This window comes from Streptantibioticus cattleyicolor NRRL 8057 = DSM 46488 (genome assembly GCF_000240165.1).
GTDB classification, from domain to species: domain Bacteria; phylum Actinomycetota; class Actinomycetes; order Streptomycetales; family Streptomycetaceae; genus Streptantibioticus; species Streptantibioticus cattleyicolor.
Genome location: NC_017585.1, coordinates 1,533,966 through 1,559,407 on the forward strand (window position 1 = coordinate 1,533,966; position 25,442 = coordinate 1,559,407).

Annotated in this window: 27 protein-coding genes and 1 riboswitch; of the genes, 14 read left to right on the top strand and 13 right to left on the bottom strand. The window is 73.3% G+C overall.

Annotated features, from left to right (window positions below; genetic code table 11):
• Positions 1-27: 27 nt before the first annotated feature.
• Complete coding sequence (locus SCATT_RS34350; protein ID WP_014150722.1) at positions 28-810, top strand: alpha/beta fold hydrolase; 783 nt, start codon at positions 28-30, stop codon at positions 808-810.
• Positions 811-846: 36 nt separating this feature from the next.
• On the opposite strand, the gene SCATT_RS34355 is transcribed toward SCATT_RS34350, so the two are convergent.
• Positions 847-1,752 carry a LysR family transcriptional regulator gene (locus SCATT_RS34355; protein WP_014150721.1) on the bottom strand — a complete coding sequence of 302 codons (906 nt, stop codon included), beginning with the start codon at positions 1,750-1,752 and terminating at the stop codon, positions 847-849.
• 95 nt (positions 1,753-1,847) lie between these two features.
• Here SCATT_RS34355 and SCATT_RS34360 point away from each other — a divergent pair, with 95 nt between their 5' ends.
• Positions 1,848-2,999, top strand: coding sequence for a nuclear transport factor 2 family protein (locus SCATT_RS34360; RefSeq protein WP_014150720.1), 1,152 nt, complete (start codon positions 1,848-1,850; stop codon positions 2,997-2,999).
• A gap of 45 nt (positions 3,000-3,044) precedes the next feature.
• On the opposite strand, the gene SCATT_RS34365 is transcribed toward SCATT_RS34360, so the two are convergent.
• The 4 genes from SCATT_RS34365 to SCATT_RS34380 all read right to left on the bottom strand — a co-directional run bounded on the left by SCATT_RS34365 (position 3,045) and on the right by SCATT_RS34380 (position 6,007).
• Positions 3,045-4,253 carry an MAB_1171c family putative transporter gene (locus SCATT_RS34365; protein WP_014627086.1) on the bottom strand — a complete coding sequence of 403 codons (1,209 nt, stop codon included), beginning with the start codon at positions 4,251-4,253 and terminating at the stop codon, positions 3,045-3,047.
• Positions 4,246-4,728 (bottom strand): hypothetical protein, encoded by a 483-nt coding sequence (locus SCATT_RS34370; RefSeq protein ID WP_014150718.1) that lies wholly within the window; start codon positions 4,726-4,728, stop codon positions 4,246-4,248. Before SCATT_RS34370 ends, SCATT_RS34365 begins: the two co-directional genes overlap by 8 nt.
• Before the next feature lie 81 nt (positions 4,729-4,809).
• A complete protein-coding gene (locus SCATT_RS34375; protein ID WP_014150717.1) occupies positions 4,810-5,262 on the bottom strand; it encodes a helix-turn-helix domain-containing protein in 453 nt (150 codons plus the stop codon).
• A 178-nt stretch (positions 5,263-5,440) separates the two neighbouring features.
• A complete protein-coding gene (locus SCATT_RS34380; protein WP_014150716.1) occupies positions 5,441-6,007 on the bottom strand; it encodes an RICIN domain-containing protein in 567 nt (188 codons plus the stop codon).
• Positions 6,008-6,230: 223 nt separating this feature from the next.
• Between SCATT_RS34380 and SCATT_RS34385 the strand changes: the two genes are divergently transcribed.
• The 5 genes from SCATT_RS34385 (at position 6,231) to SCATT_RS34405 (ending at position 10,623) form a co-directional block, all read left to right on the top strand.
• Positions 6,231-6,626: a hypothetical protein gene (locus SCATT_RS34385; RefSeq protein WP_157894775.1), complete on the top strand. Its 396-nt coding sequence runs from the start codon at positions 6,231-6,233 to the stop codon at positions 6,624-6,626.
• A 446-nt stretch (positions 6,627-7,072) separates the two neighbouring features.
• Positions 7,073-8,479, top strand: coding sequence for a StsB family radical SAM/SPASM domain sactipeptide maturase (stsB, locus tag SCATT_RS34390; RefSeq protein WP_014150713.1), 1,407 nt, complete (start codon positions 7,073-7,075; stop codon positions 8,477-8,479).
• A 47-nt stretch (positions 8,480-8,526) separates the two neighbouring features.
• Positions 8,527-8,853, top strand: coding sequence for a PqqD family protein (locus SCATT_RS34395; protein WP_014150712.1), 327 nt, complete (start codon positions 8,527-8,529; stop codon positions 8,851-8,853).
• Between the two features lie 67 nt (positions 8,854-8,920).
• Positions 8,921-9,811 carry an ABC transporter ATP-binding protein gene (locus tag SCATT_RS34400; RefSeq protein ID WP_014150711.1) on the top strand — a complete coding sequence of 297 codons (891 nt, stop codon included), beginning with the start codon at positions 8,921-8,923 and terminating at the stop codon, positions 9,809-9,811.
• Positions 9,808-10,623: an ABC transporter permease gene (locus SCATT_RS34405; RefSeq protein ID WP_014150710.1), complete on the top strand. Its 816-nt coding sequence runs from the start codon at positions 9,808-9,810 to the stop codon at positions 10,621-10,623. The genes SCATT_RS34400 and SCATT_RS34405 overlap by 4 nt, the downstream gene beginning before the upstream one ends.
• 104 nt (positions 10,624-10,727) lie before the next feature.
• Here the strand turns inward: SCATT_RS34405 and SCATT_RS34410 are convergent, their stop codons facing one another.
• From SCATT_RS34410 to SCATT_RS34425, 4 genes are all read right to left on the bottom strand, one after another.
• Complete coding sequence (locus SCATT_RS34410) at positions 10,728-11,669, bottom strand: DUF6924 domain-containing protein (protein WP_014150709.1); 942 nt, start codon at positions 11,667-11,669, stop codon at positions 10,728-10,730.
• A gap of 144 nt (positions 11,670-11,813) precedes the next feature.
• Entirely contained in the window at positions 11,814-12,545 is a 732-nt protein-coding gene (locus SCATT_RS34415; protein ID WP_041823555.1) for an MgtC/SapB family protein, read from the bottom strand.
• 52 nt (positions 12,546-12,597) lie between these two features.
• Positions 12,598-12,966: a VOC family protein gene (locus SCATT_RS34420; protein WP_014150707.1), complete on the bottom strand. Its 369-nt coding sequence runs from the start codon at positions 12,964-12,966 to the stop codon at positions 12,598-12,600.
• A 325-nt stretch (positions 12,967-13,291) separates the two neighbouring features.
• Positions 13,292-13,465, bottom strand: a riboswitch (M-box (ykoK) riboswitch).
• Positions 13,466-13,547: 82 nt separating this feature from the next.
• On the bottom strand, positions 13,548-13,748 hold the full coding sequence (locus tag SCATT_RS34425) for a hypothetical protein (RefSeq protein WP_014150706.1): 201 nt from the start codon (positions 13,746-13,748) through the stop codon (positions 13,548-13,550).
• Positions 13,749-14,243: 495 nt separating this feature from the next.
• Between SCATT_RS34425 and crtI the strand changes: the two genes are divergently transcribed.
• From crtI to SCATT_RS34440, 3 genes are read left to right on the top strand one after another with little or no spacing between them, the layout of a single operon-like run.
• Positions 14,244-15,785: a phytoene desaturase family protein gene (gene crtI, locus SCATT_RS34430; RefSeq protein WP_041823839.1), complete on the top strand. Its 1,542-nt coding sequence runs from the start codon at positions 14,244-14,246 to the stop codon at positions 15,783-15,785.
• Positions 15,782-16,732, top strand: a complete 951-nt coding sequence (locus SCATT_RS34435) for a phytoene/squalene synthase family protein (protein ID WP_014150704.1) — start codon at positions 15,782-15,784, stop codon at positions 16,730-16,732. Before crtI ends, SCATT_RS34435 begins: the two co-directional genes overlap by 4 nt.
• Entirely contained in the window at positions 16,729-17,715 is a 987-nt protein-coding gene (locus tag SCATT_RS34440) for a DUF5914 domain-containing protein (RefSeq protein WP_014150703.1), read from the top strand. The genes SCATT_RS34435 and SCATT_RS34440 overlap by 4 nt, the downstream gene beginning before the upstream one ends.
• A 12-nt stretch (positions 17,716-17,727) precedes the next feature.
• Here SCATT_RS34440 and SCATT_RS34445 read toward each other — a convergent pair whose 3' ends face one another.
• The 3 genes from SCATT_RS34445 to SCATT_RS34455 form a co-directional block, all read right to left on the bottom strand.
• Entirely contained in the window at positions 17,728-19,290 is a 1,563-nt protein-coding gene (locus tag SCATT_RS34445; RefSeq protein WP_014150702.1) for an FAD-dependent oxidoreductase, read from the bottom strand.
• Positions 19,287-20,501, bottom strand: a complete 1,215-nt coding sequence (locus SCATT_RS34450) for a lycopene cyclase family protein (RefSeq protein ID WP_014150701.1) — start codon at positions 20,499-20,501, stop codon at positions 19,287-19,289. The genes SCATT_RS34445 and SCATT_RS34450 overlap by 4 nt, the downstream gene beginning before the upstream one ends.
• A 153-nt stretch (positions 20,502-20,654) precedes the next feature.
• Positions 20,655-21,536 carry an alpha/beta fold hydrolase gene (locus tag SCATT_RS34455; RefSeq protein ID WP_014150700.1) on the bottom strand — a complete coding sequence of 294 codons (882 nt, stop codon included), beginning with the start codon at positions 21,534-21,536 and terminating at the stop codon, positions 20,655-20,657.
• A gap of 166 nt (positions 21,537-21,702) precedes the next feature.
• On the opposite strand from SCATT_RS34455, the gene SCATT_RS34460 reads away from it, so the two are divergent.
• From SCATT_RS34460 to SCATT_RS34470, 3 genes are read left to right on the top strand one after another with little or no spacing between them, the layout of a single operon-like run.
• Positions 21,703-22,383 carry a DJ-1/PfpI family protein gene (locus SCATT_RS34460; protein WP_014150699.1) on the top strand — a complete coding sequence of 227 codons (681 nt, stop codon included), beginning with the start codon at positions 21,703-21,705 and terminating at the stop codon, positions 22,381-22,383.
• 47 nt (positions 22,384-22,430) lie between these two features.
• On the top strand, positions 22,431-22,757 hold the full coding sequence (locus SCATT_RS34465; protein ID WP_014150698.1) for a hypothetical protein: 327 nt from the start codon (positions 22,431-22,433) through the stop codon (positions 22,755-22,757).
• Complete coding sequence (locus SCATT_RS34470; protein ID WP_106433054.1) at positions 22,757-23,404, top strand: DUF3159 domain-containing protein; 648 nt, start codon at positions 22,757-22,759, stop codon at positions 23,402-23,404. Before SCATT_RS34465 ends, SCATT_RS34470 begins: the two co-directional genes overlap by 1 nt.
• Positions 23,405-23,448: 44 nt before the next feature.
• Here SCATT_RS34470 and SCATT_RS34475 read toward each other — a convergent pair whose 3' ends face one another.
• Positions 23,449-23,979, bottom strand: a complete 531-nt coding sequence (locus SCATT_RS34475; RefSeq protein WP_014150696.1) for an RICIN domain-containing protein — start codon at positions 23,977-23,979, stop codon at positions 23,449-23,451.
• A 350-nt stretch (positions 23,980-24,329) separates the two neighbouring features.
• Between SCATT_RS34475 and SCATT_RS34480 the strand changes: the two genes are divergently transcribed.
• Positions 24,330-25,412 (top strand): alpha/beta hydrolase, encoded by a 1,083-nt coding sequence (locus SCATT_RS34480; RefSeq protein WP_014150695.1) that lies wholly within the window; start codon positions 24,330-24,332, stop codon positions 25,410-25,412.
• The last annotated feature ends 30 nt before the right edge of the window (positions 25,413-25,442 follow it).

Below are 25,442 nucleotides of genomic sequence, written 5' to 3' on the forward strand. Positions count from 1 at the left end.
CGCCGTGCGAGGACAACGGGGGGACCGATGGAGTACACCACGACGCACGACGGGGTGCGGATCGCGTACGACGTCCAGGGTGACGGGGCGTCGACGCTGGTGCTGCTGGCGGGGCAGGCGAACAGTCATCGCTGGTGGGACGGGGTACGTGACGACTTCCACGGTGTGCGCAGGACCGTCGCGCTGGACTACCGGGGTACGGGGGAGAGCGACAAGCCCGACACGCCTTACAGCACCGAGGTGTTCGCGCGGGATGTGATCGCCGTGCTGGACGCACTCGGTGTGGACCGGGCCGATGTGTACGGTACGTCCATGGGCGGACGGGTGGCCCAGCAGTTGGCGGCGCGCCATCCGGACCGGGTGGGCGCGCTGGTACTCGGCTGCACGTCGCCCGGCGGCCCGCACGGCGTCGAACGCGGCGACGACGTCCGCAAGTCGCTGGCGCGACCGCAACCGCAGGCGCGGCGGGCCCTGTTGGAGCTGATGTACACCCCCGACTGGCTGGCGACCCGTCCCGGCCCGTACCACACGCTCGGCGACCCGGGCATGCCCGCCCACGCGCGCCGCCGCCACCTCGCCGCCAGCGACCGGCACGACACGTGGGACCTCCTGCCCGGCATCACGGCACCCACTCTCGTCCTGCACGGAAGCGACGACCTGCTCAACCCCACCGCCAACGCGCTCCTGCTCGCGCACCGCATCCCCGGCGCCCGGCTGCACCTGATCCCCGGAGCACGCCACGCCTACTTCGAGGAGTTCCGGTCCGTCGCGAGCCCGCTCGTGCTGGACTTCCTCGCCACGGTGCCGTAGCGGACGGCTCTTCGCGGACGCGGCCGGGAGCCGGCCTCACCCGCCGCGTACGCGGCCTTCCGTACCGCAGGCCGCCGCCAACTGATCGAGCAGGACGCCCGCGGAGGGGTGCGGGTCGCGGTGTGGGGTGAGGACGTGGATGCCGCGGGTCGGGGCATCGACCAGGGACACCGTGGTCACATCGGCCCGCAGCGCGCACCGCAGCATCCCGGGCACCAGCGCGATGGCGTGGCCCGTCGCGACCAGGGCCAGCTTGCCGTGGAGGTCGGCCGCGGTCAGGTCGATGCGGACGTCGACCCCCGCGCGGGCGGCGTGCTGGCGCAGCAGCGCCGCCGAGCCGTCGTTGTCCTCGACCCAGACCTCGTCGGCCAGCGCCTCGATGCGTACCGGGTCCTCTCCCGCCCGGGGGTGGCCGATAGGCAGCACGACGACCATCTCGTCCAACGCCAGGAACCGTCGCTCGACCCGCTGGTCATGGGGTACCCCTGGTGGCGCGTCCGTGACGACGGCGACATCGAGGTTGCCGGCGATCACCTGGTCGTGCAGTCGGCCGCTGAGGCCGGGCAGCAGATTCCACCGGACGGGTCCCGCCTGCTCCAGCAGGCCGCGGATCGCCTGCGGGACGACCCCGGCGGCCAGGGACGGCGTCGCGCCGACGGCCAGCGGACGGACGAACGCACCGTCGCGCACGTCCCGTACGGCGCGCACCGCGCGGTCGGCCTCCCTGAGCGTGGCCAGGGCGTGGCGCTGGAACACCTCACCGGCCGGGGTCGGCCGTATGCCGCGCGCGTGGCGTCGCACCAGCGGCACGCCGAGCCGTCGCTCCAGCCCGGCGATCTGCCGGGAGACCGCCGACTGCGTGTGATGGAGTTCGGCGGCTGCCGCGGACAGCGATCCGAGGCGGCAGACGGTCACGAAGGTCCGCCAGACAGTCAGGTCCATGGCGGCAGTATGCCCGGCGGGTATGCGTGCTCCGCAGGGCACCCCTGCGACATCTGCGCTTGTCGCAACCGCCCGCCGTGCGCGACTGTGCGGGCATGACCACATCGCACACGATCGCCGTGCTCGGTCTGGGCCGCATGGGCGGCGCGATCGCGGCCCGGCTCGCCGCTCAGGACTGGGACGTCGTCGGCTGGACGCGTTCGGGACGACACACATCGGGTGCCGTCGGGACGGCCGGCGACCCCAACGACGCCGTGGCCAAGGCCGACGTCGTGATCCTGGCGCTGTTCGACGGGCCGGCTTGCCGGCAGGTCACCGACGCCGTCCGCGACTCGTTGCGGACCGACACGGTCGTGCTGAACACCAGCACCATCGCCCCGGCCGAGGCGGCGCGGCTGGCCCGGGAGCTGGGCCCGTGCTACGTCCACGCGCCCGTCCTCGGCTCCGTTCCCGCTGCCGCCGCCGGGGCCCTGCGGATCCTCGCCGCCGCCGACCACGACACGTTCGGCCGGGTCGAACCGGTCCTCGAAGCACTCGGTGCCGTGCGCCGCGTCGGCGACGCCGCCACCGCCGCCGCGCTCAAGCTGATCGCCAACAACTCGCTCACCGGCACCGTCCTCGCCCTGCGTGACGCGTTGCGTCAAGCCGACGCCCTGGGCCTGCCCCGCGCCGAGGTGCTCGACGTCCTCGAACTCGGCCCGCTCGGCGCGTTCGTCTCCCGCAAGCGGGCCTTCCTCGACGGTCAACACGCTTTGCCCCCAGCCGAGTTCACGATCGGCGCGCTCGCCAAGGACATGGAGCTGCTGGCCGGCGCGTCACACGTCCCGACGCGGAACGCCGCCGCCCCCGCCGACGATCCGGAAGCCGACATCGCCGTCGCCGCCACGGTCCCCGCCCCGCCGGACACCGTACTGGAACCCCTGCGCGCCTACATCCGAGGCCACGCCACGGGCGACCCCGGACACTTCCGCGACGCCTTCTGGCCCACCGCCCACATCGAGGGCGTCCGCGACGGTGCCTTCGTCTCCTGGCGCCTGGACGACTACTGCGCCCTCTTCTCCGGCCACCCCGCCCCCGACGAAGCGGCCCGCACCCGCCGCATCGACTCCCTCGACGTCCACGGCACCGTCGCCACCGCGACCATGACCCTCCACCACGGGCCGGACACCTTCACCGACGTCTTCCTGCTGGTGCGCGTCGACGACAAATGGCGCATCGCCAACAAGGCATACCACCGGCACGTCTGAGCCGGCGCCCCGCCTGACGCGGGCCCCTGGCCACCTCCCCCGCCGTCACCCGCTCACCGCCGACGCCCGCTGCGCGCGGGCCGTGGTTCGGACGTGGGCGACGGCGGGGGAGGTGGCGAAGGCGGCGCCGAGCCCGGCGAGCCAGTCGGCTTCGGCGTCGAGGGGGTGGTGCGGTTCGTGGGGGGCCGGGGTGTCGGTACCGCGGGCGGTGGGGAGGGCGCCGACGGCGGCGCGTTCGAGGGCGCCGACCAGGGAGGCGGCCTCGGCGACGACCGAGGCGTGCTCCTCGGGCGGGGGGAAGCGGCGGGTCGCTTCGGCGAGCCAGTCGGGGGTGCGCGGGTCCGCGTAGTGCCGGAGGATCATCCGGGCGTCCTGGATCTCGATGACCCGCCGGTAGAGCGCGAAGTGCACATGGGACGGCCAGAGGTGTCCGCCCGGCCGGACCAGCGTGATCTCCGGCAGCACGGCGTGCAGTTCGGCCCACAGCGGGGTGAGCGCCCGATAGCGGCGACGCGCCCGGAGCCAGCCGCGCACCGTGCTGGAGACCGGTGTCCACAGCGTCGTGCTCGCCCCGGCCGCGATCAGCCCGACGCACAACGCCCCGAGCACCGCCGACAACGTGTCGTCCCCGCCGTCCTGCGCGCTGGTCGTCGCCGCCCGGATCATGTCGTCGACCGTCCAGGCGTTCCACACCAGACCGGCCAGCGTCCCGAGGACGAACAACCGCAGCGCGGTACGCAGCAGCCCCGGCCCGGCCAGGCGGGCACGACGGGCCAGCGGGCGGACCAGCGCCGACAGGCAGTAACCGAGGTACAGCGTGATGGTCGCGTCGTAGGCGACGAGGTACCAGCGGTGCGACGGGCTGGAGACCAGATCGCTGCCGGCCAGGTGCGGCGCGGCGAGGAACTGGAACCCGAGCGAGGTCAGCAACGCCCCCGCCGCCAGGGCGAGTTCGCGGCGGACGGCACGTCGTGGCGGCTCGGCGGTGCGCAGCGCCAGGGCGAGCAGCCGGAACGCGCAGGCCGCGCTCACGTACAGTGCGGCGCCCATCAGCACCGGCAGCGGGACGAGCCCCGCGCGCGAGGCGGTGGCGACGGTCAGCGGATCGAGCACGATCAGTTTGGCGCCCAGCGCCGCCGCCGCGACGGAGCCGTACCGGGTGGCCGCCGACAGGCCCTCCCAGCGGGCCCGGAGCAGGTGGCAGGCGCTCAGCAGGAAGACCGCGGCGATGAGGTAGAGGACGGTGTCAGTCACGGTCGTCCTGGTCCGGCGGCGGAGCGAAGAAGACATCGATGCTCAACGGGCGCGCGGGGCGTGGTGACGTGGTGCCGGCTCGCGCCACCCGGCTCATGATCAGCGAGGCCAGCAGTTCGGCCTCCCGCTCCTGCGGCTCGTCGTAGCCGGTGCGGCCGAGTACCCGTCGTACCAGGTCGGTGGGCAGGTGCGGGAGGATGGCCTGGGAGGCGACCGGGGTCAGCGGCGCGGAGCCCGCGTGGTCGAAGAGCAGGTGGGCGGCCTCGTGGACGAGGATGTGTTCGCGGTGCAGCGGGGTGGTGTCGGCGGCGTAGAGGACGTAGTCGGCGCCGCCGGTGGACAGCAGCAGGCCGCAGGGGAGGTGGGGGCGGGAGGCCACCGGCACCAGCTCGATGTCCCGGCCGCGTTGGCGGCCGATGCGGGCCAGTAACTCCCCGGCGTCGAACGGCTCCGGCAGTTCGAGCCGTTCCGCCATCCGTCTACATCGCCGTACCGTGGCCTGGTAGCCGTCTCGACGCACCGCTGCCCCACCTCACTCAACGAACCCCGTACCCGGTCAGGACGACGCCGGCCTGGTGGCGCGGGCCGCGTCGCGGCGTGCGATCACGTCGATCAGCTCGCTCACCGTGTCCAGCCCCTCGGGCGAGAGGTTGACGGCTCGCAGGGCCAGGCTGCGTACCCCGGCGTCACGCAGCGCGCCGAGCAGCGCCAGCTCCCTGGCGATCTCCGCGCCCTCCTGCTCGTCGAAGAAGTACGCGGGCGGGACCTGGAAGAACTGCGCGAGCGCTTCCAGATGGCGCTTGGTGGGGTTGTCGCGGCGACCGGTGCGCAGCTGCCACAGGTACGTCGTGGAGAAGGACTCGCCCGTCGCCGCACGGCAGGCGGTGGCCACCTCCTCGTTGCTGTACTGCTCACGGTCGGGCCGGCGCACCGTCTGGAACAGCGCCTCGATCTTGGCGGCGAGCCCGGCCGGCTCGGCCGGCTCGCCCTTGCGGGCCGACTCCACCACGTCACACCTCCCTTGCGTTCACGCGGGGTCGAGCCTGGATGAACGACGGATCCCCCGGCGGGTAACGATAGCTGCTGACCGGGGTGGTCTCCAGATGCCGGATGTCCCCGGTCGGCGCCGGACGGCGAGCGCCCCCGTGGTGCGCTCGCCGCCGCCGGTGGTGGTCAGGCCCCAGCCGTCACAGGTTGGGGTTGATGGGGGTGCTGCTGTCGGAGTGGTGCCAGTCGAACTGCTCCAGGAGGCCGGCGGATCCGGTGTGGCTCACGGTCATGAGGTGGTACGAGCCCCGCGGGCCGTTCATGCCGGTGGAGTGGAGGCAGGCGCCGGCGGCGTTGCACACGCTGCGGTTGCTGTCGAACGTCCACCGCTGGTGCGCGTCGCCGGCGTTGCACGGCTCGGCGATGACGTCCGGGCCGTCGGACGGTCCGCTGGCGACGTGGCCCCACAGGCACTGGCCGTCGTTGGTGCTGTGGATCAGGCCGCTCTGGTCGACGAACCAGAACTGGTTCCAGGAGCCGTCGCACGGCTTGAGCACGACCGGTCGGCCGTGGCCGTTGATCTGCCGGTACTCGTCCATGCAGAAGTAGGTCCCGTTGTTGGACGGCGGCTTGTAGAGGGCGGCGAGGAAGCCGTAGGCGTAGGGCTGGGGGTTGATCGGGTCCGCCTGGGCGGGCGCGGAGCACAGGGGGAGCCCCAGGCCGACCGCGATCGCCAGGGCCGAGAGCGTCTTCCGTATGCGCCTCATGGTCATGTCCCTTCTGCCGGTGGTCAGTTGGCGAAGCGTGCGCGGTCATGCTGGCGAAGGCGGCGGTGGCGGCGGGAGGATTCCGAACGATCCCGAACGGCGGCGCGTGAGCTGGCGTGGACGAGGATGGTTGTTGCATTCATCTGGGTTGACGATCGTCGTCCGGGTCACGACACTACGAGCTGACACTGATGTTCCGGTCGCGGTGGCGAAGGGGTGGGGTGTGGTCACGTCACAGGTGACTGCGGTGGTGTCGTGCGCGTGCCGGGCGGACGAACCCCGTTCCGCCGCGGTGTCGCGACTCGACGGCGCCCGCACCCTCGACGTGGTGGCCGAGTGCCTGGCCCTGCTGAGGCAGGAGGCCGGCAACCCCTCGTACACCACGATCGCCCGACGCGTCAGCGCGGCCCGGGCCGCCCGGGGTGTGCCGGCGGAGGAGCGCACCCCGGGCCGGGTCACCGTCTACGACTGCTTCCGGGCGGGACGGCGCCGCATGGACGTCGAGCTGTTGTCGGACATCGTGCGGGCGTTGGGTGCGGACCCGACGCCGTGGCGCCGTGCCCACAGCGTGGCGTCCGGCTCCGCCCGGCCGCTGCCGGCGGTGGCGCGGCGCCGGTGAGGCGACACCCGTGTGACCTCTTCCGACGTCCCTGATCAAACGGGCTGCCGGTGCCCTGGAACAGCGCGTGGCACAACCGTTGACACCACGTCAGCCCTGCGACATGCTGACGCCCACGCCAGCTCAGATGAATCGCTCGAAGGATTCCATCCAACTGAGTTGTCCGTGAGATCGCGTGCTCGTCTTCTCCAGTCACCGAGAGGAGGGATCACCATGGTCAGTTCCTGGATCAAGCCGGACATCACCTCGGCCGAGCCCCAGATGCTTCCGCCCGCCTGCAGTTGTGGCTGCGGCAGCGGCGGGGGAGGGGGCGCCGGTAGCTGAACGCCGCCGCCCCGGCCACGGGTGCCCGCCCGGGGTCGTGGGCCGGGTTCCACGGTGCCGGGCGGGCGGGACCGTTCCCGTCCGCCCGGCACCGGCCTTCTCCCACTCACTGAAGGTGGTCCATGAAGCTGTTGGAGCAGTGGTCCGACCTGCTGGCCCCCGAGGACCTGGTCTACTTCACCTACGGCGAACGCCGGCTGGTCGCCAACCCCGAGGTGTCCTCCTGGTGCGAACTCACGGTCGCCGAGACCGCGGTGCTGCGCGACCTCGTACGGGGCACCGGCCCGGTGGGCGAAGACCTCGCGCTGGAACGCACCCTGGCGAAACTCGTCCTCAACTGGCTGGTCTACCTGCCCGGTCGGCGTCCCGTCATGCGTGAACCCGACCCGCCGCTCAAACTCGTCTACTACGCCATCACCGACGGCTGCAACCTGCGCTGCCCGTACTGCTACGCCTCCTCCGAGAAGGCACTGCCGGGCGAGCTGACGCACGAGGAATCGCTCGGCCTCGTCGACCAGGTGGCCGCGATGAAGGCGAAGACCATCATCTTCACCGGCGGCGAACCGATGATGCGACGCGACCTGCTGACGGTGGCCGCGCACGCCCGCGACCTCGGCCTCACCGTCAACATGATCACCAACGGGACACTCATCCGCACCCCCGAGACGGCCCGCCGCATCGCCGACATCTTCGACCTGGTCACCGTCAGCATCGACGGCGGCACCGCCGAACTCCACGAGAGGACCCGCGGCCGAGGCACCTTCGCCAAGACCGCCCGGGGGCTGCGCCTGCTCAACGAGGCCGGCGTCGTCCCCGTCATCAACCACGTGCTCACCCCGGACAGCGCCAACGCCCTCACCGAACTGTGCGAGTTCACCTCCGGCTACCGGATCCGCACGGTGCGGCTGATGTACCACTCCGAACTCGGCCGGGCGAAGACCGACGACTACGACTTCGGCTGGCGCGACTACCAGAAGGCCCAGCAGTTCTACTGGACCAACCCCGCGGCGGCCACACTGCTGCCGGACGGCCCACGGCCGGAGAAGCCCTGCGTCGTCAAAGGCAACTGCGGGATGGGCGGCAACGAGATCTACGTCAACTCCCTCGGCACCGTCTACCCGTGCAAACTCGTCACCGAACCCGCCCACCGCGCGGGCAACATCCGGCACAAACCCCTCACCGAGATCTTCGCCGACCCCGCGCTCGCCGACATGCGCGGCAACAACGTGTTCAGCGGCGACAACCTCCAGGACTGCCGCCGCTGCTACATCCGGGGCGGCTGCGGCGGCGGCTGCCGCGCCTACCACATGGCCGAAAGCGGCGACATCCACCGCAACGGACGCCACCTGTGCCGGATCCTGCGCCACCAGATGGTCTCCAACTACTGGCGGTCCCTCGGCGTCACCGGCCCCGAACTCAGCGCCCACCAGGACGAACTGTGCACTCCGCGCCTGGTCCGGGACGACAGCGTCCACCCCGTCCACGAAGACTGGCGCACCCAAGGACGCACCCTGCTGCCCCTCGTATGACCCACGCGCCGGCCGTTCCCGACGACCTCCGTGAAGAAAGAGGCACCATGCGGTACGGGATCAGCGACAACGTCATCTGGACCCCGGGCGTCGACGAGGTCCGCCTCTACGACTGCGACACCCAGGAATTCCAGACCATGAACAGCACGGCTGCCGAGATCTGGACCCTCGTCGCGGACGGCCGGGAAGTGGACGACGTGGTCGCCACCATGGTCGACCGCCACACCGACGGCAGCCCCGAACAGGCCCGCCTCGTCGGCTCGGACGTCCGTGACTTCGTGCTCGACCTCGCCCGACGCGGCCTGCTGACCGACCACACCCCGACCCCACCGGCCCGGCCCGCCGCGACACCGCCGGAGAAGACGCTGACCTGAAAGGGGAACCACCATCGACGGCACACCGGCGATCGAGGCGGCAGACCTCGTCAAACGCTACGCCGGCATGGACGCCAACGCGGTCGACCACCTCTCCTTCACCATCGCCACCGGCTCGGTGGTCGGCCTGCTCGGGCCCAACGGAGCGGGCAAGTCCACCCTGACCAAACTCGTCTGCGGCATCACCACCCCGGACGCCGGACACGTCAGGATCTTCGGCCGGGGGTTCCACGAGGCGGACGGCGCCGCCAAGGCCCAGATCGGCGTCGTCCACCAGTCCGCCACGTTCGACATGATGCTTCCGGTCCTGGACAACCTGCGGATCGCCGCCGCCTTCAAACGGCTGCGCTGGAAGGCGGTCGAACGCCACGTCCTCGCCATGCTGGAGGAGTTCGGCATCGAAAAACCCCTCACCCAGCTGGTCTTCACCCTCTCCGGCGGCGAGATGCGACGCCTGCAACTCGTCCGCGCCCTGATGGGCGGCCCGCGCCTGCTGCTCCTCGACGAACCGTCCGCCGGACTCGACGTCTCCGGCCGCCGCCGGCTGTGGCAGCACATCGAGCGGATGCGCCGCGACCACGCGGCCACCGTGTTGTGGACCAGCCACTACGTGGAGGAGCTGGAACGCAACTGCGGCCGGATCCTCATCCTCGACCACGGCCGCCTCGTCCGGTCCGGAACGCCCCGCCAGCTCGCCGACGACTTCGGCCGGCCCACCGCGCTCGTCCGCCCCGCCGCGGCGAGCGACCTCGGCGGCCTCGCGGCGGCGCTGGTCGAGCCCGGCCTGACCACCACCGTCGACGCGCGGAGCGTGCACGTCGCCGGCACCGGAGTCCGCGAACGCCTCCCCAAGCTGCTCGACCAGGCGCGACGGGCCGGCATCCAGGTGTCCTCAGTCGAATACCGGGCGGCCTCGCTGGAGGACGCCTTCATGGAACTGGTGGGAGACAGCGCATGAGCACCGGATTCTCCTGGACCGACGCCGCCCTCCCGGCCCGCCGCTTCCCGCCGCCGGACCTGGTCGCCACCCTGCACCGCGAATACCGCCTGCTCACCCGCAACCGCACCAACCTCCTGCTGGCCGTCATCCCCAGCGCCGTCTACCTGCTGCTCTTCGCCACCTCCCTCTCCCACCTGGTGGGTACGGTCTCCTACGCCCACCGCGCCGTCGGCTACCCGGAGTTCTCGGTGCCCGCCGTCCTGATCTCCTCGATGCTGGCCGCCGCCACCACCGCGGGCACCTCCCTGTTCCAGGAACGCATGGGACGCATGGACGTCGAGCTGTGGTCCTACCGCCTGCGCCGCGGCAGTTATGTCGCCGGCAAGCTGATCGCCGGCACCGCCCTGGTGCTCCTGCAGAGCCTCGCCGCGCTCGCGGTCGCCGAGGCCGTCTTCGGCCTGGGCTGGCCCGCGACGCACTGGCTGGCCCTGCTGTGCGCGATCGTCGTCACCTCGGTGGCGTTCAACGGCCTCTACCTGCTGCTGGCCAGCCGGTTCAGCGACTTCCAGCGGTTCACCGTCACCATCAACATCCTCGCCCCGGTGCTCCTCTTCGCCAGCCCGTCGTTCTACCCGGCCGCCCTGATGTCGCCGCCGCTGCGCTGGCTGTCGTGGGCCGACCCGGTCACCTACGGCATCCGCTGCCTGCGTGACGCGGCGCTGCTCGGCTTCGCCGGCGCCTGGCCCTGGCTGCTCGGGCTGACCGCCGTCTCGGTCGCCACCTGCCTCCTCATCGGCCGGTCCCTGCTCGCCCGGGCCGCCGAGGTGTGAAACGCCGTCGGCCCCGCCCGGGCCGGAGCCCCGCCACTGTTCCGCCCAGGTAGCGCCGGATCGGCGCAGGCGGGCGCGGCGCACCTGGGCTACCCCCCCGACAATCACCCCTCCCACCACGGCCGAACGCCCTCCTGGGCGACGAAGTCCTGGAAGTCCATGTTGGCGATCTCCAGGTTGCAGGCCATCGAGCCGATGTCGCGGCAGGGGAGGACGGCGCAGTGGCCCGGGGTGTCGTAGAGGTCCACGGCGGTCAGCGGGCGGCCGGGCTCGGTGAAGGTCCTGGCGTCGGCGAGCGCGACGAGCGTGGTGTGCTCGTCCGGCGGGACGAGCGCGGGGACCTGGGCCGGCAGCAGGCCCTCGAAGGCACGGTCGTCGACGACCAGCGCCGTCAACGGGTAGTGCTCCACGTCGATCTCGTCGAAGTCCAGGTCCGTGCCGACCCAGCCGTCCTCATCCGTCCCGCCGAGTTCGTCCAGCAGGGCGCGCCAGCCCTCCTCGTCGTCGAAGGAGGTCCGTACCAGGAGGGTCCCGTCGGTCGAGGGCAGGGACGGGAAGGACGGGCGCACGGGCGACGTCGGGGTGGGGAAGGCGGGCCGGCCGTAGTCACCCTGGTACATGCCGCGCGCGTCCATGCCGCGGACCAGGTCGTCGAAGGCCAACTCACCGCCCAGCACGGCGGAGAGGATCTCGCCGAGCCGCTCGGACGGGACCCGCGCGCCGCGCCCGGGTATCCCGGCCAGGTCCACGAGCAGCGGCCCGTCCCCGCCGTGCACCACCGGGATGTCCGCCAGGACGGCCACCGGCGGCACGTGGTCACCATCGGGGACGAGCGCGGGTATGTGGCCGCCGTGTATGAAGTCCCATGCGGGATCCTCGACCAGGCGGAGCCGTACCCCGCCGTCCCCGAGGGTGATCACGCCGCCTTCCCGGCGGCCCCCGATCTCGTTCGGCAACGCCCCCCACCGCGCTGTGCCGTTCTCGTAGGAGGTGCCGACCAGCAGTGCCTCGCCTGGCGCGGTCGGGGGCAGGAGCGGAAGGGACATGACTCTCCGTAAGGTGTCGGGCGGCCCCGCCGAGGGCCGGGTGTGGAGCACATTCTGCGGGGCCCCACTGACAATCGGCCGTCACTGACGATCGGCCCCTACGGAGGTTCGGCCGCCGCGGACAGCGGCCGGCGGGACGACGGGTCAGGCCAGCGCGGGCTCGGGGGCGTCGGCTTCCTCGGTGAGGTGCCAGTGCAGGTCCCGCACGCCCGGTTCGAGGGAGAGGCGGGCGATGACCGGCTCCAGCGCCTGGGCGAGATCGCCGTTGACCGCGACGGTGGCGAGCACAACGATGGCGTCACCCTCGTGGTCCCGGCGGGCCCGCAGGGCGGAGGGGGTCAGCCCGGAAGCCGCCAGCGCCTGGAGCAGCAGCGCGCGGATGTGGGTCTCCTCGCCGCGGTCGCACACCAGGTGGACGGTGGCGCGCGTGGTGGCGTCGGGGTCGGAGCCGGCCGCCGGAGCCCGGTCGAGCAGGCGCCCCGCCGGGCGGAGCAGCAGGTGGACGAGGAGGACCGCCAGCGTGCCGAGAGCCGCCAGCTCAAGCCTGCCGGAGGCGGCCAGTACGCCCACGGCGGCCGAACACCACAGCGTCGCGGCCGTGTTGAGCCCGCGTACCCCGGCTCCGTCCCGCAGGATCACCCCGCCACCGAGGAAGCCGATGCCGGAGACGACGTACGAGGCGACCCGCGTGGGACTGCCCGCGTCACCGGCCGCCACGCTGTACAGGACGAACAACGTGGCGCCCGTCGCCACCAGGGCGTTGGTGCGCAGGCCCGCCATCCGGGCCCGCCACTGTCGCTCGACGCCGATCAGCGCTCCGCACGCCACACCGGTGGCGAGCCGGACGAGGAAATCGGCAGTGCTCAGACCGTGCACAGCCTGCACAGGGCACCTCCTTCGACGGGACCGCTCGGGTCAACAGGGCTTGTCAGACGAGGGGTTCGAGGAACTCCAGCCGGTTGCCGACCGGGTCCGTGCTGTAGAAGCGGCGGTGACCGGGCAGGTTGTCGTCCCACACCACCGGGGCGCCGTGCGCCGCGAGCCGTTCGGCGAGGGCGTCGATGTCCCGCACCCGCAGCCCCGGATGGGCCTTCGCGGCGGGGCGGAACGGGTCCTCGATGCCCAGGTGGAGCTGGACGCCGCCGTCCGCGGTCCCGAACCAGCAGCCGCCCCGCGCCGCGAGGACCGGCGGCTTGGGGATCTCACGCAGCCCCAGCGCGCCGATGTAGAAGCTCCGCAGCAGATCCTCGCTCGCGGGCGGCGCGGCGAGCTGGACGTGGTCGAGTGCGGCGATCATGGGGTTACGGCCTCCAGGAGACGTGTTTCGGCGCAGTCCGTCCCGGGACGCCGGGAGGGCTCGCTCGGCAGGGGCGGCCGTCACGCAGGACGGCGGCCCGCGACGGCGTGGGAGCCGTGCGGGTTCACAACAGCGCGGCGGGAAGGCCGCGCGGGAAAGGGTGGTTATCGCGTGCCGGAAGAACGCGAGGACACGCGGGGAAGGGGCCGATGATGGCTCGGACTACTACCGTAATCCATCTCTTCCGCCTCCTTCCGGCCGGGACGCGACCACGCGCGTCGTCATCGACTCGGCAAGGAGCGGCCGGTTCCGCGCCGACGCGACCGGCTCACCCCAACTCGTCAGAGCTTTGGCACTCCACGGCGTGATCCCCGTACCGGGGAAGCCACTTGGGGTCACCCCTTGGGCCGGGGAGACCTATCCTGACCCTGGGCGTCTCTCGACGTCGTGGGGTCAGTGGCCGGTGTCCGTGCAGACGCCTCACCGAACGAGGTGCCTCTTCAAACCCCCACGAGTGTAGACCCCCACGCGGGCGGCGAGGTGACTTCCTGGCGAACTCTTGACGCGCCCGGTGAGCCGGATCACGTTCCGCCCCCGCGCCCGGGCGGATCCGCCGTCGGCCCGGCACCGGCCGCCACGCGGGCGATCGTCAACCCCAGACCCACGGCGCGCACCGGCAGCCCCACCCCGTAGGCGTCCGCCACGGCGAGGAGCACCGGCCGGGCCAGCGGCAGCAGGCGACGCGCCACCGGGGGGACGGGCAGTGCGGTGATGAACGTCATGACACACCTCCACCGGATCGGCACCCGAGGCCATACCGGCGAGGCGGTCCGTCAGACGACGCGATGCGTGCCGGGTGCCCCAGGTGCGACGGAATGGGAGCCGGGACTGGTGCAGGGACTCATCCCGTTCACCTCCTCGCACGCTCGGCGAACACATCCGGACGGGGGCGTGACGTGCCCCTCGGTCCAGGTTACGACTGCCGGCGACGGGACGGTACGCCGGAGCCACCCCGCCGTGCCGTGCGGGCACTCGTCACCCTCCGTGACCGGCGTTCGGCGCCGGTGACGACCGGCCGGGGGAACCCCGTGAACGGCGTCGTCCGCACGTCACCCGTTCGCCCGCCCCACCGGTACCGGCCGGGCCCGGCGGGGCACAAGGGAAGGCATGACTCGGTACGGGCCCCGCACGGGACGGTGGCGTCCGGTGCGCCGGACGCCCCGGCGCCGCGCGCCGCGCCGTTCCGCGCCGGGGGAGCGGTGACCGGGCCGCGCACGGTGGCGGGGCCCACCGGGGACGTGGTGGTGGTCGGCGCCGGTCTCGCCGGGCTGGCGGCGGCGCTCCACCTGCTGGGCGCCGGGCGCCGGGTGACCGTGGTGGAACGGGCCGCCGGACCGGGCGGCTGCGCCGGACGGGTGGAACGCGGCGGATACCACATCGACACCGGCCCGACCGTTCTGACCATGCCGCACCTGCTGGACGAGGCGTTCGCCGCGGTCGGCGACGCGTTGTCCGCCCGGCTGGAACTGACCGAACTCCACCCCGCCTACCGCGCGCGCTTCGCCGACGGCGGCGTCCTCGACGTGCACACCCGCGCCGACGCGATGGAGGACGCGGTCCGTGACTTCGCCGGGCCGCGCGACGCCGCCGGGTACCGGGAGCTGCGGCGCTGGCTCGAACGCCTCCACCGGGTGCAGATGGGCCGCTTCATCGACCGCAACTTCGACTCCCCGGCGCAGTTGCTCCACCCCGATCTGGCGCGGCTGGCGGCGCTGGGCGGGTTCGGCCGGCTGGAGGCCCGGATCGCGCGGTTCGTCGGCGACGAGCGGCTGCGCCGGGTCTTCTCCTTCCAGGCGCTCTACGCCGGGGTGCCGCCGGCCCGGGCGCTGGCCGCGTACGCCGTGATCGCCTACATGGACACCGTGGCCGGGGTGTACTTCCCGCGTGGCGGCATGCACGCGGTGCCCCGCGCGCTGGCCGACGCCGCCCGCGACCACGGCGCCGAACTGCGCTACCGCGAGCGGGTGACACGCCTGGAGTGGCGGGCCGGCCGGGTGACCGCCGTCGTCACCGACCACGACCGCGTTCCGTGCGACGCGGTGGTGCTCGCCTGCGAACCGGCCGCCGCCTACGCGTTGCTGGGACGCGCCCCACGGCGTCCGCTGCCGCTGCGCCACTCACCGTCCGCCGTCGTGCTGCACGCCGGCACCGACCGGACGTGGCCCGAACTGGCCCACCACACCCTCTCCTTCGGCGCCGCCTGGCACCGCACCTTCGAGGAACTGACCCGCACTGGCACCGTGATGAGCGACCCGTCGCTGCTGGTGACCCGGCCCACCACGCACGACCCCGCTCTCGCACCATCCGGCCGCCATCTGCACTACATCCTGGCGCCCTGTCCCAACACCGCCGTCGGCCCGGGACCGGCCGCGTGGCACACGCTGGCGCCGCGCTACCGCGACGGTCTGATCCGCGAACTGGAACGCCGGGGGCTGTCCGGACTCGGCGCCGCGATCGAGGAGGAGGTCATGGTCACCCCGGCCGACTGGACGGCGCTCGGACACCGCGCCGGAACGCCGTTCTCACTCGCCCACACCTTCCCCCAGACCGGTCCGTTCCGCCCCGCCAACCTCGTCCGCGGCGCCGACAACGTCGTGCTGGCCGGCAGCGGCACCACACCCGGGGTCGGCGTGCCCATGGTGCTGATCTCCGGCAAGCTCGCCGCCGAACGCATCACGGGACGACGCGTCACCACGGCACGCCGCCGGGCCGTGACCACCACGCCACCGGCACCGTCCCCCCAGGACGCGGTGCGATGAGCGACCGGGAACTCGACGCGGCGGGCATCCACGACCCCCGACTGCGCGCGGCCTACCGACGGTGCCGTGCCCTCAACGCGGCGCACGGCAGGACCTACTTCCTCGCCACCCGGCTGCTGCCACCCGCCCGCCGCCCCGCGGTCCACGCGCTGTACGGCTTCGCCCGCTGGGCCGACGACATCGTGGACGGCCCCTCCCCGGCGGCCGGCCACCCACACCGGGCCACCCGGCTGACCGCACTCGCCGCCCACCTCGCCGACGGCCTGCGCACCGGCCACAGCGACCAGCCGGTGGTCCGCGCCCTGGCCCACACCGCGGCCAACTACCGCATCGACCACCGCCACTTCCTGGACTTCATGGCCGCCATGCGGGCCGACCTGCGCGTCACCGGCTACGCCACCTTCCGGGAACTGCGCGGCTACATGCACGGTTCGGCCGCCGTCATCGGCCTCCAGATGCTGCCGGTGCTCGGCCACGTGGTCCCCCGCGACCAGGCCGAGCCGCACGCCGCCGCGCTGGGCGTCGCCTTCCAACTCACCAACTTCCTGCGGGACGTCGGCGAAGACCTCGACCGCGGCCGGGTGTACCTCCCCGCCGACCTGCTCGCCGCGCACGGCGTGGACCGCGAACGGCTGGCGTGGAGCCGGACCACCGGACGCGCCGACCACCGGATCACCGCCGCGCTGGCCGACTTCGCCGCCCTCACCCGCGCCCACTACCGGCTCGCCCTCCCCGGCATCGCCATGCTCGACCCCGTCGCCCGGCCCTGCATCCGCGCCGCCTGCGTGCTCTACGGTGGCATCGTCACCGCCGTCGAACGGGAGGGCTACCCGGTGCTCCAACGCCGTTGCGCCGTACCGCGCCGGGTCCGCGCCGCCGTCGCGGTGGACGGGCTCGGCCGGGTCGCCGCCGCCCGGGCCGCCTGCCGGAAACGGGGCCCGCGGTGACCGGACGCCGCCCGTCCCGCCCCCGCGTGCCGCTGACCGTACGGCGGCGTGCCGTGCCGTGGGAGCGCACGCGGCCCACCTGGCGGGAGGCCGACCCCGCGCTGATCGCCGAGGCGCTCGCCCGCGCCGAGGCACGCCCCACGGGCAACTGGTTCGTGCTCGCCGCCTCCCAACGCGTCACCGCCCGGCGCCCGTTGGGCCGTACGGTGGCGGGCGTCGAGGTGGTGGCGTGGCGGGACGGCGACGGCCGGATCGCCGCCGGACCAGGTGCCTGCCCGCATCTGGGGGCGCCGCTGAAGGACGCGCGGATCTGCCACGGCACCCTGGTCTGCCACTGGCACGGGCTGGCGCTGGACGGCACCGCCCGCCCGGGATGGTCGCCGTACCCCGCCCACGACGACGGCGTGCTGGTGTGGGTACGGCTGGACCGGGCCGGCGGCGAGCCCCCGCTGGACCGCCCCGTGCTCCCGCCCCGTCCGGCCGCCGGCACCGCGCTGACCGCCGTGTACGACACCACCGGCACCTGCGAACCCCGGGACGTCGTCGCCAACCGCCTCGATCCGTGGCACGGCGCGTGGTTCCACCCGCACACCTTCGTCGATCTCACGGTCACCGAGGCGGGGCCGGAACGCGTCGTGGCCCAGGTGTCGTTCAAGGTGGCGGGACGCCTGGTGGTGCCGGTGCGGGCGGAGTTCACGGCGCCCGGGCCGCGTACCGTCGTGATGCGCGTCGCCGACGGGGAGGGGCGCGGCTCCGTGGTGGAGACGCATGCCACGCCGCTGGGCCGGGACGCGTCCGGGCGGCCCCGCACGGCGGTCGTGGAGGCGGTGGTCGCGGTCTCCGAGCGGCCCGGGTTCGCCGCGGTGCGCTCCGTGGCGCCGCTGGTGCGCCCGCTGGTACGGGCGGCGGCGGGCCGGTTGTGGCGGGACGACCTGGCGTACGCGGAACGCCGTTGGGCGCTGCGTGGTGGGGGGCGCGGCTGAGCCGCCGTGCCGTCAGCCGCGAAGTCCGCGCCGGTGGTCCGCGAGCCGGTGCAGGGCACGCAGCGCGGCCGTGCGGCCCCGGCGCGGCACCGTCCACAGGGTGTGTCCGCGCACCCCCCAGCGTTCCAGCAGCGTGTTGGCGGCGAGGAAACCGGTGGTGGCGGCGCGTTCCATCAGGGCGACGGGCAGATCGGCGCGGACCAGGTCGCCGGCGAGGACGACGGCCGGGTGCGGGGTGCGGACGGTGGGCCGCGCCTCGTACCCGCCGACCGGGAAGAGCGGGCAGTCGTCGTGCCACTCGTGCCGGGCGTCGACGATCCGGGCCCGCCGGGTGTGGGGGTGGACGCGGTGCAACTCGGCGACGAGACGCCGCTGTTCGAGGTCGCGGTCGGCGTCCGGCGGCACCGCGTAGGCGTGCAGTTCGACCACCGAGCCGCCGTGGGCCGCCGCCCAGCGCGCCGCTTCGCCCTCCCAGCGGTCGAGCACGCTGACGTTGTCCAGCCGGCCGAATCCGCTGGTGCCGAGGAAACCGGGCGCGTCCGGCCCCGGCGGGCGGTCCAGCCACAACCGGCTGACCAGGAACGGCGGCGCGGTACGCAGCGCGGCGATCCGCGCCCGCCACTCCGCCGTACCGAGCCCGGGCGACCCGCCGGCCAACCGCCGCAACCCCGCCGTGTCGAGCGCCAGCACGACCCCGTCGTACCGCCGCCGCTCACCACGGCACCGCACCTCCACCGCGCCCCGCCCGCACGGCACCACCTCGTCCACCGGCGACGAGACGCGCAACTCGGCGCCCATCCCGGCCAGTCGGGCCGCCAACGGCTCCCACAACGCGACGGGGAACGGTTCGCGGACCACGTCGAACAGCAGCCCCTCGGCCGACCCGAGGAAGTAGATGTGGAACATCAACGCCATCTCGGCGGCGGAGAGTTCACCCGGATCGCAGAAGAAACTGCGCGAGAACACCTCGAACGCGAGATGCCTCGCCGCGGCGGGGAAGCCGATCGCGTCCAGGAACGCGGTGGCGCTGACCGCGTCCAGCCGCCGGTAGATCCGCGGCACGCGCACGTCCACCAGGTCCAGCGCCGCCACCGGGTTCATCCGCAGCAGATCACCCCGGCGGAACGCGGGGCTGCGGGCCACGAAACCCAGCGCGCTCCACGGCGGGGTGCGCGGAACGCGGGCGAAGCCGTCCCGGATGCCGTCGGCGTGGCGCAGCGGGTAGTCGGGCAGCGGGGTGAGGCATCGCAGCTCCGGATCGACCCGGCGCAGCAGTCCCCGCAGGTTGTAGTACTGCCGGAAGAAGGCATGGAAGCCGCGGCTCATCGTCACCGTGGTGCCGTCCGCGAGCGTGGTCGGCCAGCCGGCCAGCCGCCCGCCCAGCACCGGCCGCGCCTCGTGGAGGATGACCCGTACGCCGCGTTCGGCCAGCGCGGTGGCCGCCGCGAGCCCGGCGATGCCGCCACCGACCACGGCCACGGTGCGGACCTCGGCCGGCCGCGGGCGTCCGGCCGCGGGGAGGACGGTCTCGATCCGCCGGTCCCGGCCGGGGCGGTGGTGCGCCGGCCCGGTCACGTCCGGCCCCGGCACGGACCGTACGGCGCGGGCGGCCGGCGACGCAGCAACGGGAGTTCCACCGCGGTACGCAGCATCGGCGGTACGGGGGTGCGCAGCCCGACCGCGATGTCCTCGGCGAGCCGGGTACGCCCGTCCAGGAAACGCAGCAGACGCGGCGCGGGTACCCGCCGGAACAACCCGGTCAGCAACGCCGGCCCGTCCACGCGGCCGGTGTCCAGGGCACGCAGCAGCACCGCGTCCATGGCCAGCGCCCGGCGCGGATACGGCGGCGGCGGCACCGGAACGCGCCCGGCGGCCAACGCGGCGGCCACCGCCCGGCTCTGCCGCTGCACGGCCGCGAAGGTGTACCCGGTCGCGGGCCGGGTGGCGCCGCCCGCGGTGCCGATACGGAAGACCGACGCCCCGGCCCGGCGCGGGAAACGCCCGTCCGTCATGGGGATGGCACCCCGCTCCGTCGCCGTCACCTCCACCGGCCCCGTGCCGAGCACCCGGTGCAGATAGTGGTCGAGGGCGTCGTGGTACCCCTCCGCGTCGAGCGGCGCCGCCGAGAACTCGGTGTACTCCACCAACGCCTCGCACGGCCCGAGCGGCAGGACGTACCCGAAGGAGAGCCCGTGCCGCGGCTGGCGGGTACGGAAGTCCATCAACTCTGCCGTGTCCGGGTCGAAGACAGCACGGGACGAGCGCACGAACCACCCCTGGAAATGCTGCACCAGCGTGGTGCGCGCGGGCGGCAACGTCTTCGGCGGCCGGGAGTCGAACGCCCACCGGGCCCGCCATACCACCGCCTCCCCGTCGCCCGTCCGGCCACGCACCAGCACGCCGCCCCCGTCGTCCCGGACCTCCTCCACCACCGCCGTCACCCGCCGCGCGCCCGGCGCGGCGGCCAGCCGGCCCGCCACCAGCCGCTCCAGGTCCGGCGACCGCAACATCTTGTACCGCAACGGACCAGGCCGTACGGTCACCGGCGCCCCGCCGTCCGCCCCCCGCACCCGCAACCGGTCCCACACCGCGGTCAGCGCCCCGTCGAAGTCACCCCCGCCCTCCTCCCAGTAACACCACGTCCGGTCGGCCGGCCTCAGCTCCCCCGGCGGCGCACCGACCAGCAACACCCCGACCCGACGGGCGAGCGCCGGATCCGTGAGCCGGTACGCCAGACACAGCCCCGCCGCCCCGGTCCCCACCACGACGACCTCGGCATCCCGCATCCGGCGTCCTCCCGTCCCACCCCCCGCCCCACCCTCGCACCCCGCCCCGGCCCCGGGCCCGCCGACCGCCCGGCGGGCGACGACGACCACCTGGACGGCCGACCGAGGGGTTGGCCCGGACGTGCGGACGCCCGGCGCCGTGGCGTGCCCCGTTCAGCCGGTGTGGGCCACCACGGCGTCGATGAGGACGGGCCAGGGTTCGCGCGGGCGGTCGTGGCCCATGTCGGGGACGAGCAGCAGTTCGGCACCGGGTACCAGACCGGCGGTGCGCTTGCCGCCGCTGGGGTCGATCAGGGTGTCGTCCAGCCCGTGGATCACCAGCGTCGGCACCCGAAGCTCACGCAGCGCGTCCGCGCGTGAACCGCTGAGGATCATCGCGCCGAGCCGTCGTCCGGCCCCTGCGGGGTAGTAGGCGCGGTCGTAGGCGGCGGCGGCCGACTCGCGCAACACCGCGGCGTCACCGTATCGCCTGGAGGCCCACACCAGCTCCCGCTCCGCCGCCATGACGTACCCCTCGCGGTCCGCGGGCTTCGGGGCGAACAGCACCGATCGGGCCTCCGGGGTGGGCCGGCCGTACTCGCTCTCGCCGGTCGAGGACATCATCGACGTCAGGGTCAGCACCCGCTCGGGGGAGGAGATGGCCATCGTCTGAGCGATCATCGCGCCCATCGAGGCACCGACCACGAGGGCCCGTGCCACACCCAGCGCGGTGAGCAGGCCCGATCCGTCGACGACCATGTCGAGCAGCCGGTAGGGGACTAGCGCGGCGGCGGTAGTGATGTCTGCCGAACTCACGGCGGCGATGAACTCACCCATGTCCACGGGGTGGTCGTCGAACCTGGTGGACAGCCCGCAGTCGCGGTTGTCGTACCGGACCACGTACCGGCCGCGATCCGCCGGCGCCCGGCGGAAGTCCTCGTGCCAGGCGGTCATCTGCGTCCCGAAACCCGTCACGAGCAGGACGGCGGGGTCCCCGGGGTCGCCGAAGGTCTCGTAGGCGATGGACACTTCGGGGGAGACGGCGACGATCGGCATGCGCGGAGCCTGCCACGGCGAACCACGAAGCGCACTTGGATCACCGGCGCGTGGCGGGATCCCGTCGGGATGTGTCGTTCGAGCCCATCCGCGCCGCGCGCAGCGGCTCCTAGCATCGAGGAGAAGCCGGTGACCGCCGGCTCGGGGTCCAACGAAAGACACTCACATGCACGTCCAGATCGTGTTGTTCGACGGGTTCGACCCACTCGACTCCATCGCGCCGTTCGAGGTCTTCCACGCCGGGGGTACCGCATCCGGGGGTGCGGTCGGTGTGGAGCTGGTCAGCGCGGAGGGGCCGCGGGAGGTGGTCAGCGGCACCGGCGGGCTGGCGTTGCGCGCCACCGGTGCTCTCGACCCCGGTCGTCCCGGTGTCGTCCTCATCCCCGGAGCCTCCGGTCGCGTCGGCGACCCCGAGGGCGCCGTGGACGGAGAGGACGACGGGACGGGGGACGACACGATCCCGGTCCGGATGGCCCGCACCCTGGACACCGAGTTGCCGGTGCTGCTCAAGGCCGCCATGGACAACGAGCGGATCACCATGGCGACGGTCTGCGGCGGTTCGCTCGTCCTGGCCATGGCCGGCCTCATCGAAGGCCGCCACGCCACCACCCACCACCTGGGCCTGGACCTGCTCGACGCGACCGGCGTCCACGTGGTCCGCGCGCGCGTCGTCGACGACGGCGACCTGGTCACCGCCGCCGGGGTCACCTCCGGCCTCGACCTCGGCCTGTACCTGCTGGAGCGCGAGGTGGGGCCGCGGATCGCCCACGCCGTGGAGGTGATGTTCGCCCACGAGCGCCGCGGCGTCACCTGGCGCCCCGACGGGCCCGAGCCCACCGGCTTCTGAGCGTCCCGCACCGCCCCCAAACGTCACGAGCGAGAAAGCGCCACTTCATGACCACCGACATCGAAGGCACCTGGGACCTCACCATCGCCACACCCGTCGGACGGATGCGGCCCGTCGTCGAACTGCGCAGACAGGACGGGCGGTTGGTCGGCACCGCCCGCGGCGTGGGCGAGGAACTGCCGCTGAAGGACATCGCCCTCGACGGCGACCAGCTGACGTGGAAGCAGTCCGTCACCCGCCCGATGCGCCTCAACCTGACCTTCGCCGTCACCATCGACGGCGACACGCTCACCGGCACCTCCAAGGCCGGCCGCCTGCCGTCCTCGAAGGTCACCGGTCGACGCCGCAGCGACGCCGCCGCCGAGCCCGCGTGATGGCGGCATCACGCGCCACGTCCCGGGTCGTCGCCGCGGCTGCGACGGGGGCGCCCACGTTGGTGTTCCTGGCGGCGAACGCGGTCGGCGGCCTGCTGTCCGCGTCCGTCGCCGCGGCGGTGACCGCCGTGGTCGTCCTCGCCTGGCGGCTGCGCGCCCGGCAGCAGGTCCGGTACGCGGTCGTCGGAGCCCTGCTGGCGACGGCGTGCGCCGCGGTGGCCGCCTGGACCGGGCAGGCCCGGGGGTTCTTCCTGCTCCCGATGGTGATCCCGGCCGCCGCGACGGCGGCTTGCCTGCTGTCCGTGGCGGCCGGCCGCCCGCTGGCCGGGCTGATCGCCAACAGGATCGTGGGCGGCCCGCCCGAGTGGCGCTCGCACCGGGCGCTGCACCGCTTCTACGCGGTGACGACGGTGGTGATCGGGCTCGTCAGCCTGGTGAGCCTGGCCGCTCAGGTGGCGCTCTACCGCTGGGGCGAAGTCGCCTGGCTGGGGGTGCTCCACCTGCTCATGGGACCGTTGTGGGCCGCCATCACGGCACTGTCCGTGCTGTTGTCCCGCATCACGGTCACCCGCGCGCGGAACGCCGCACGGGAAACCGCCCGTCACCCGGTCCTGGCGGCGGCGAAGCCGGACCATGGCACCCCTTGACCCGACCGCAGGCGGGACCGGCCGTGGCAGCGCCCGGCCGCGTCCTACTGGCCCACGAACTGCTGGTAGTTGAGGCCGTTGCAGCCGAACGAGCGCAGTCCGTAGGCGAGACTGTCGTCGATGCACCGCCCGGTGTTCTCGTTCTGGAACGTGAGGGTGCCGTTGTTGTTGTAGAACACCCGCCACCTCTGGTAGTTGAGGCCGTTGCACCCGAACGAACGCAGCCCGTAGGCCGAGCTGTCGTCGATGCAGCGTCCGGTGTTGCCGTTCTGCATCACCCAGTTGCCGTCGGACTGGCCGATCATGGCCCAGTACTGGTAGTTGAGGCCGTTGCAGCCGAAGGCACGCAGCCCGTAGGCGGAGCTGTCGTCGATACAGCGTCCGGTGTTGACGTTCTTGATGGCACCGTTGTCGAGGGGGCTCATGGTGCCCGGGTGGACGGCGGTGCCGAGCGGGGCCGGGGTTACGGGCGCGGCCGAGGCGGTGCCCATGCCGGTCGCGGCGAGGGCGGCGGCAGCGGCCGACGCGACCGTGAAGCGGATGAGAGCGGTGACCGAGCGCTTGCGGACGTTCACGACGGGCCTCCAGATCCAGAGGGCTTGCTTGCACACACCCGCGCGGCGAGCAGCCGGCGGCTGGCTCACGCCGAACCAGCGCCGCAGAGTATGGGCCGGCGAGCACGGCCCGCCAGAGGAAGCGGGGCTTCCGACCGCCGCCGTCCGGGAATGGCCGGTTCCCCTACCACGTGGCACCTTCACGAAATGGCGACCCCGTCTCCACGTACCGTGTGTTGACAGGGCGTCAGCCACCGTCCCACCATCGGAACCTGGTCCGGCTGGACGTTCCATCGTCGGCCGCGCATGATGCGGCGGAGCCACGGGTGCTACTGCGGTGCGTCGGCGGCGGCATACCGGGGGAGCCACATATGAGAAGCCGGCGCACGCCGGTGTCAGGCCGCCTGGTCGCGGTGTTGGCGGGGTTCGTCCTGCTGTGCGCGGGCGTGTTCGCGCCGGCCGGGTGGGCGGCGACCGCGCCACCGCGCTTCGTGAACGGGTCCGGGCTGACCGTGGTGCGTCAGCCGACGTGGGTGGGCAGGAGGACGTTCGTCCTCACGGTCACCTCCACCCAGGTGCCGGTCCACGACGCGTTGCCGGGACAGGTCCCGGGCGACCACGTCATCACGGTCACCCTGCCGGACGGGTACGGCGCCCATCCGTCCGCCCGTTACCCGGTGCTGTACCTGCTGCACGGTTCCCCGGAACGCCCGGACAGCCCCCGCTACGAGGGCATGCCCGAGCGGGCGACCGAAGGCGTCCCGCTGATCACCGTCACGCCGAACGGCGGCGGCCACGGCTGGTACACCAACTGGGTCCACCCCGGATCGCGGGGCCGCCAGAACTGGGAGACGTTCCACCTCGACCAGGTGATCCCCTTCGTCGACGCCAACTTGAGGACCGTCCCCACCCGGGCCGGCCGGGCGATCGCCGGACACTCGATGGGCGGCTTCGGCGCCTTCCACTACGCCGAGACCCGGCCGGACCTGTTCAGCTACGTGGGGAGCTTCTCCGGCGATCTCGACCTGCGGGATCCGCTGATCCGCGCCGCTGTCGTCGGCAGCGGACTGCTCCCGTCGTTCGGAACCCCCCTCGCCGCGCCCGACGCCGTCTTCGGGCCGCCGGTGTGGCCGCTGGACGGCGCTTGGAACGCGGCGAGCCCCGCGCAGCACGTCGGAACGCTGCGCGGCAGGGGCGTCGCGATGTACACCGGCGACGGCGGTGACCTGACGGTCGACCCGGTGCTCGCCCTGGCCGAGAAGGAGGTCGAGCAGACGGCCCTCAGGACCGCCGCCGGCCTGCGAGCGGCTGACATCCCGTACCGTCTCGTCGACTACGAGGACGGCAGCGGGTGGGCCGAGGGCTGCACCGGCAAACACGGCCAGGATCCGTGCCTCCAGGCGGACCTCGACGACTACGTGTCGTTGATCGCGCCACATCTGCGGCACTCATGACCCTCAGGCGCGGCGGCCCGCACCGGATCC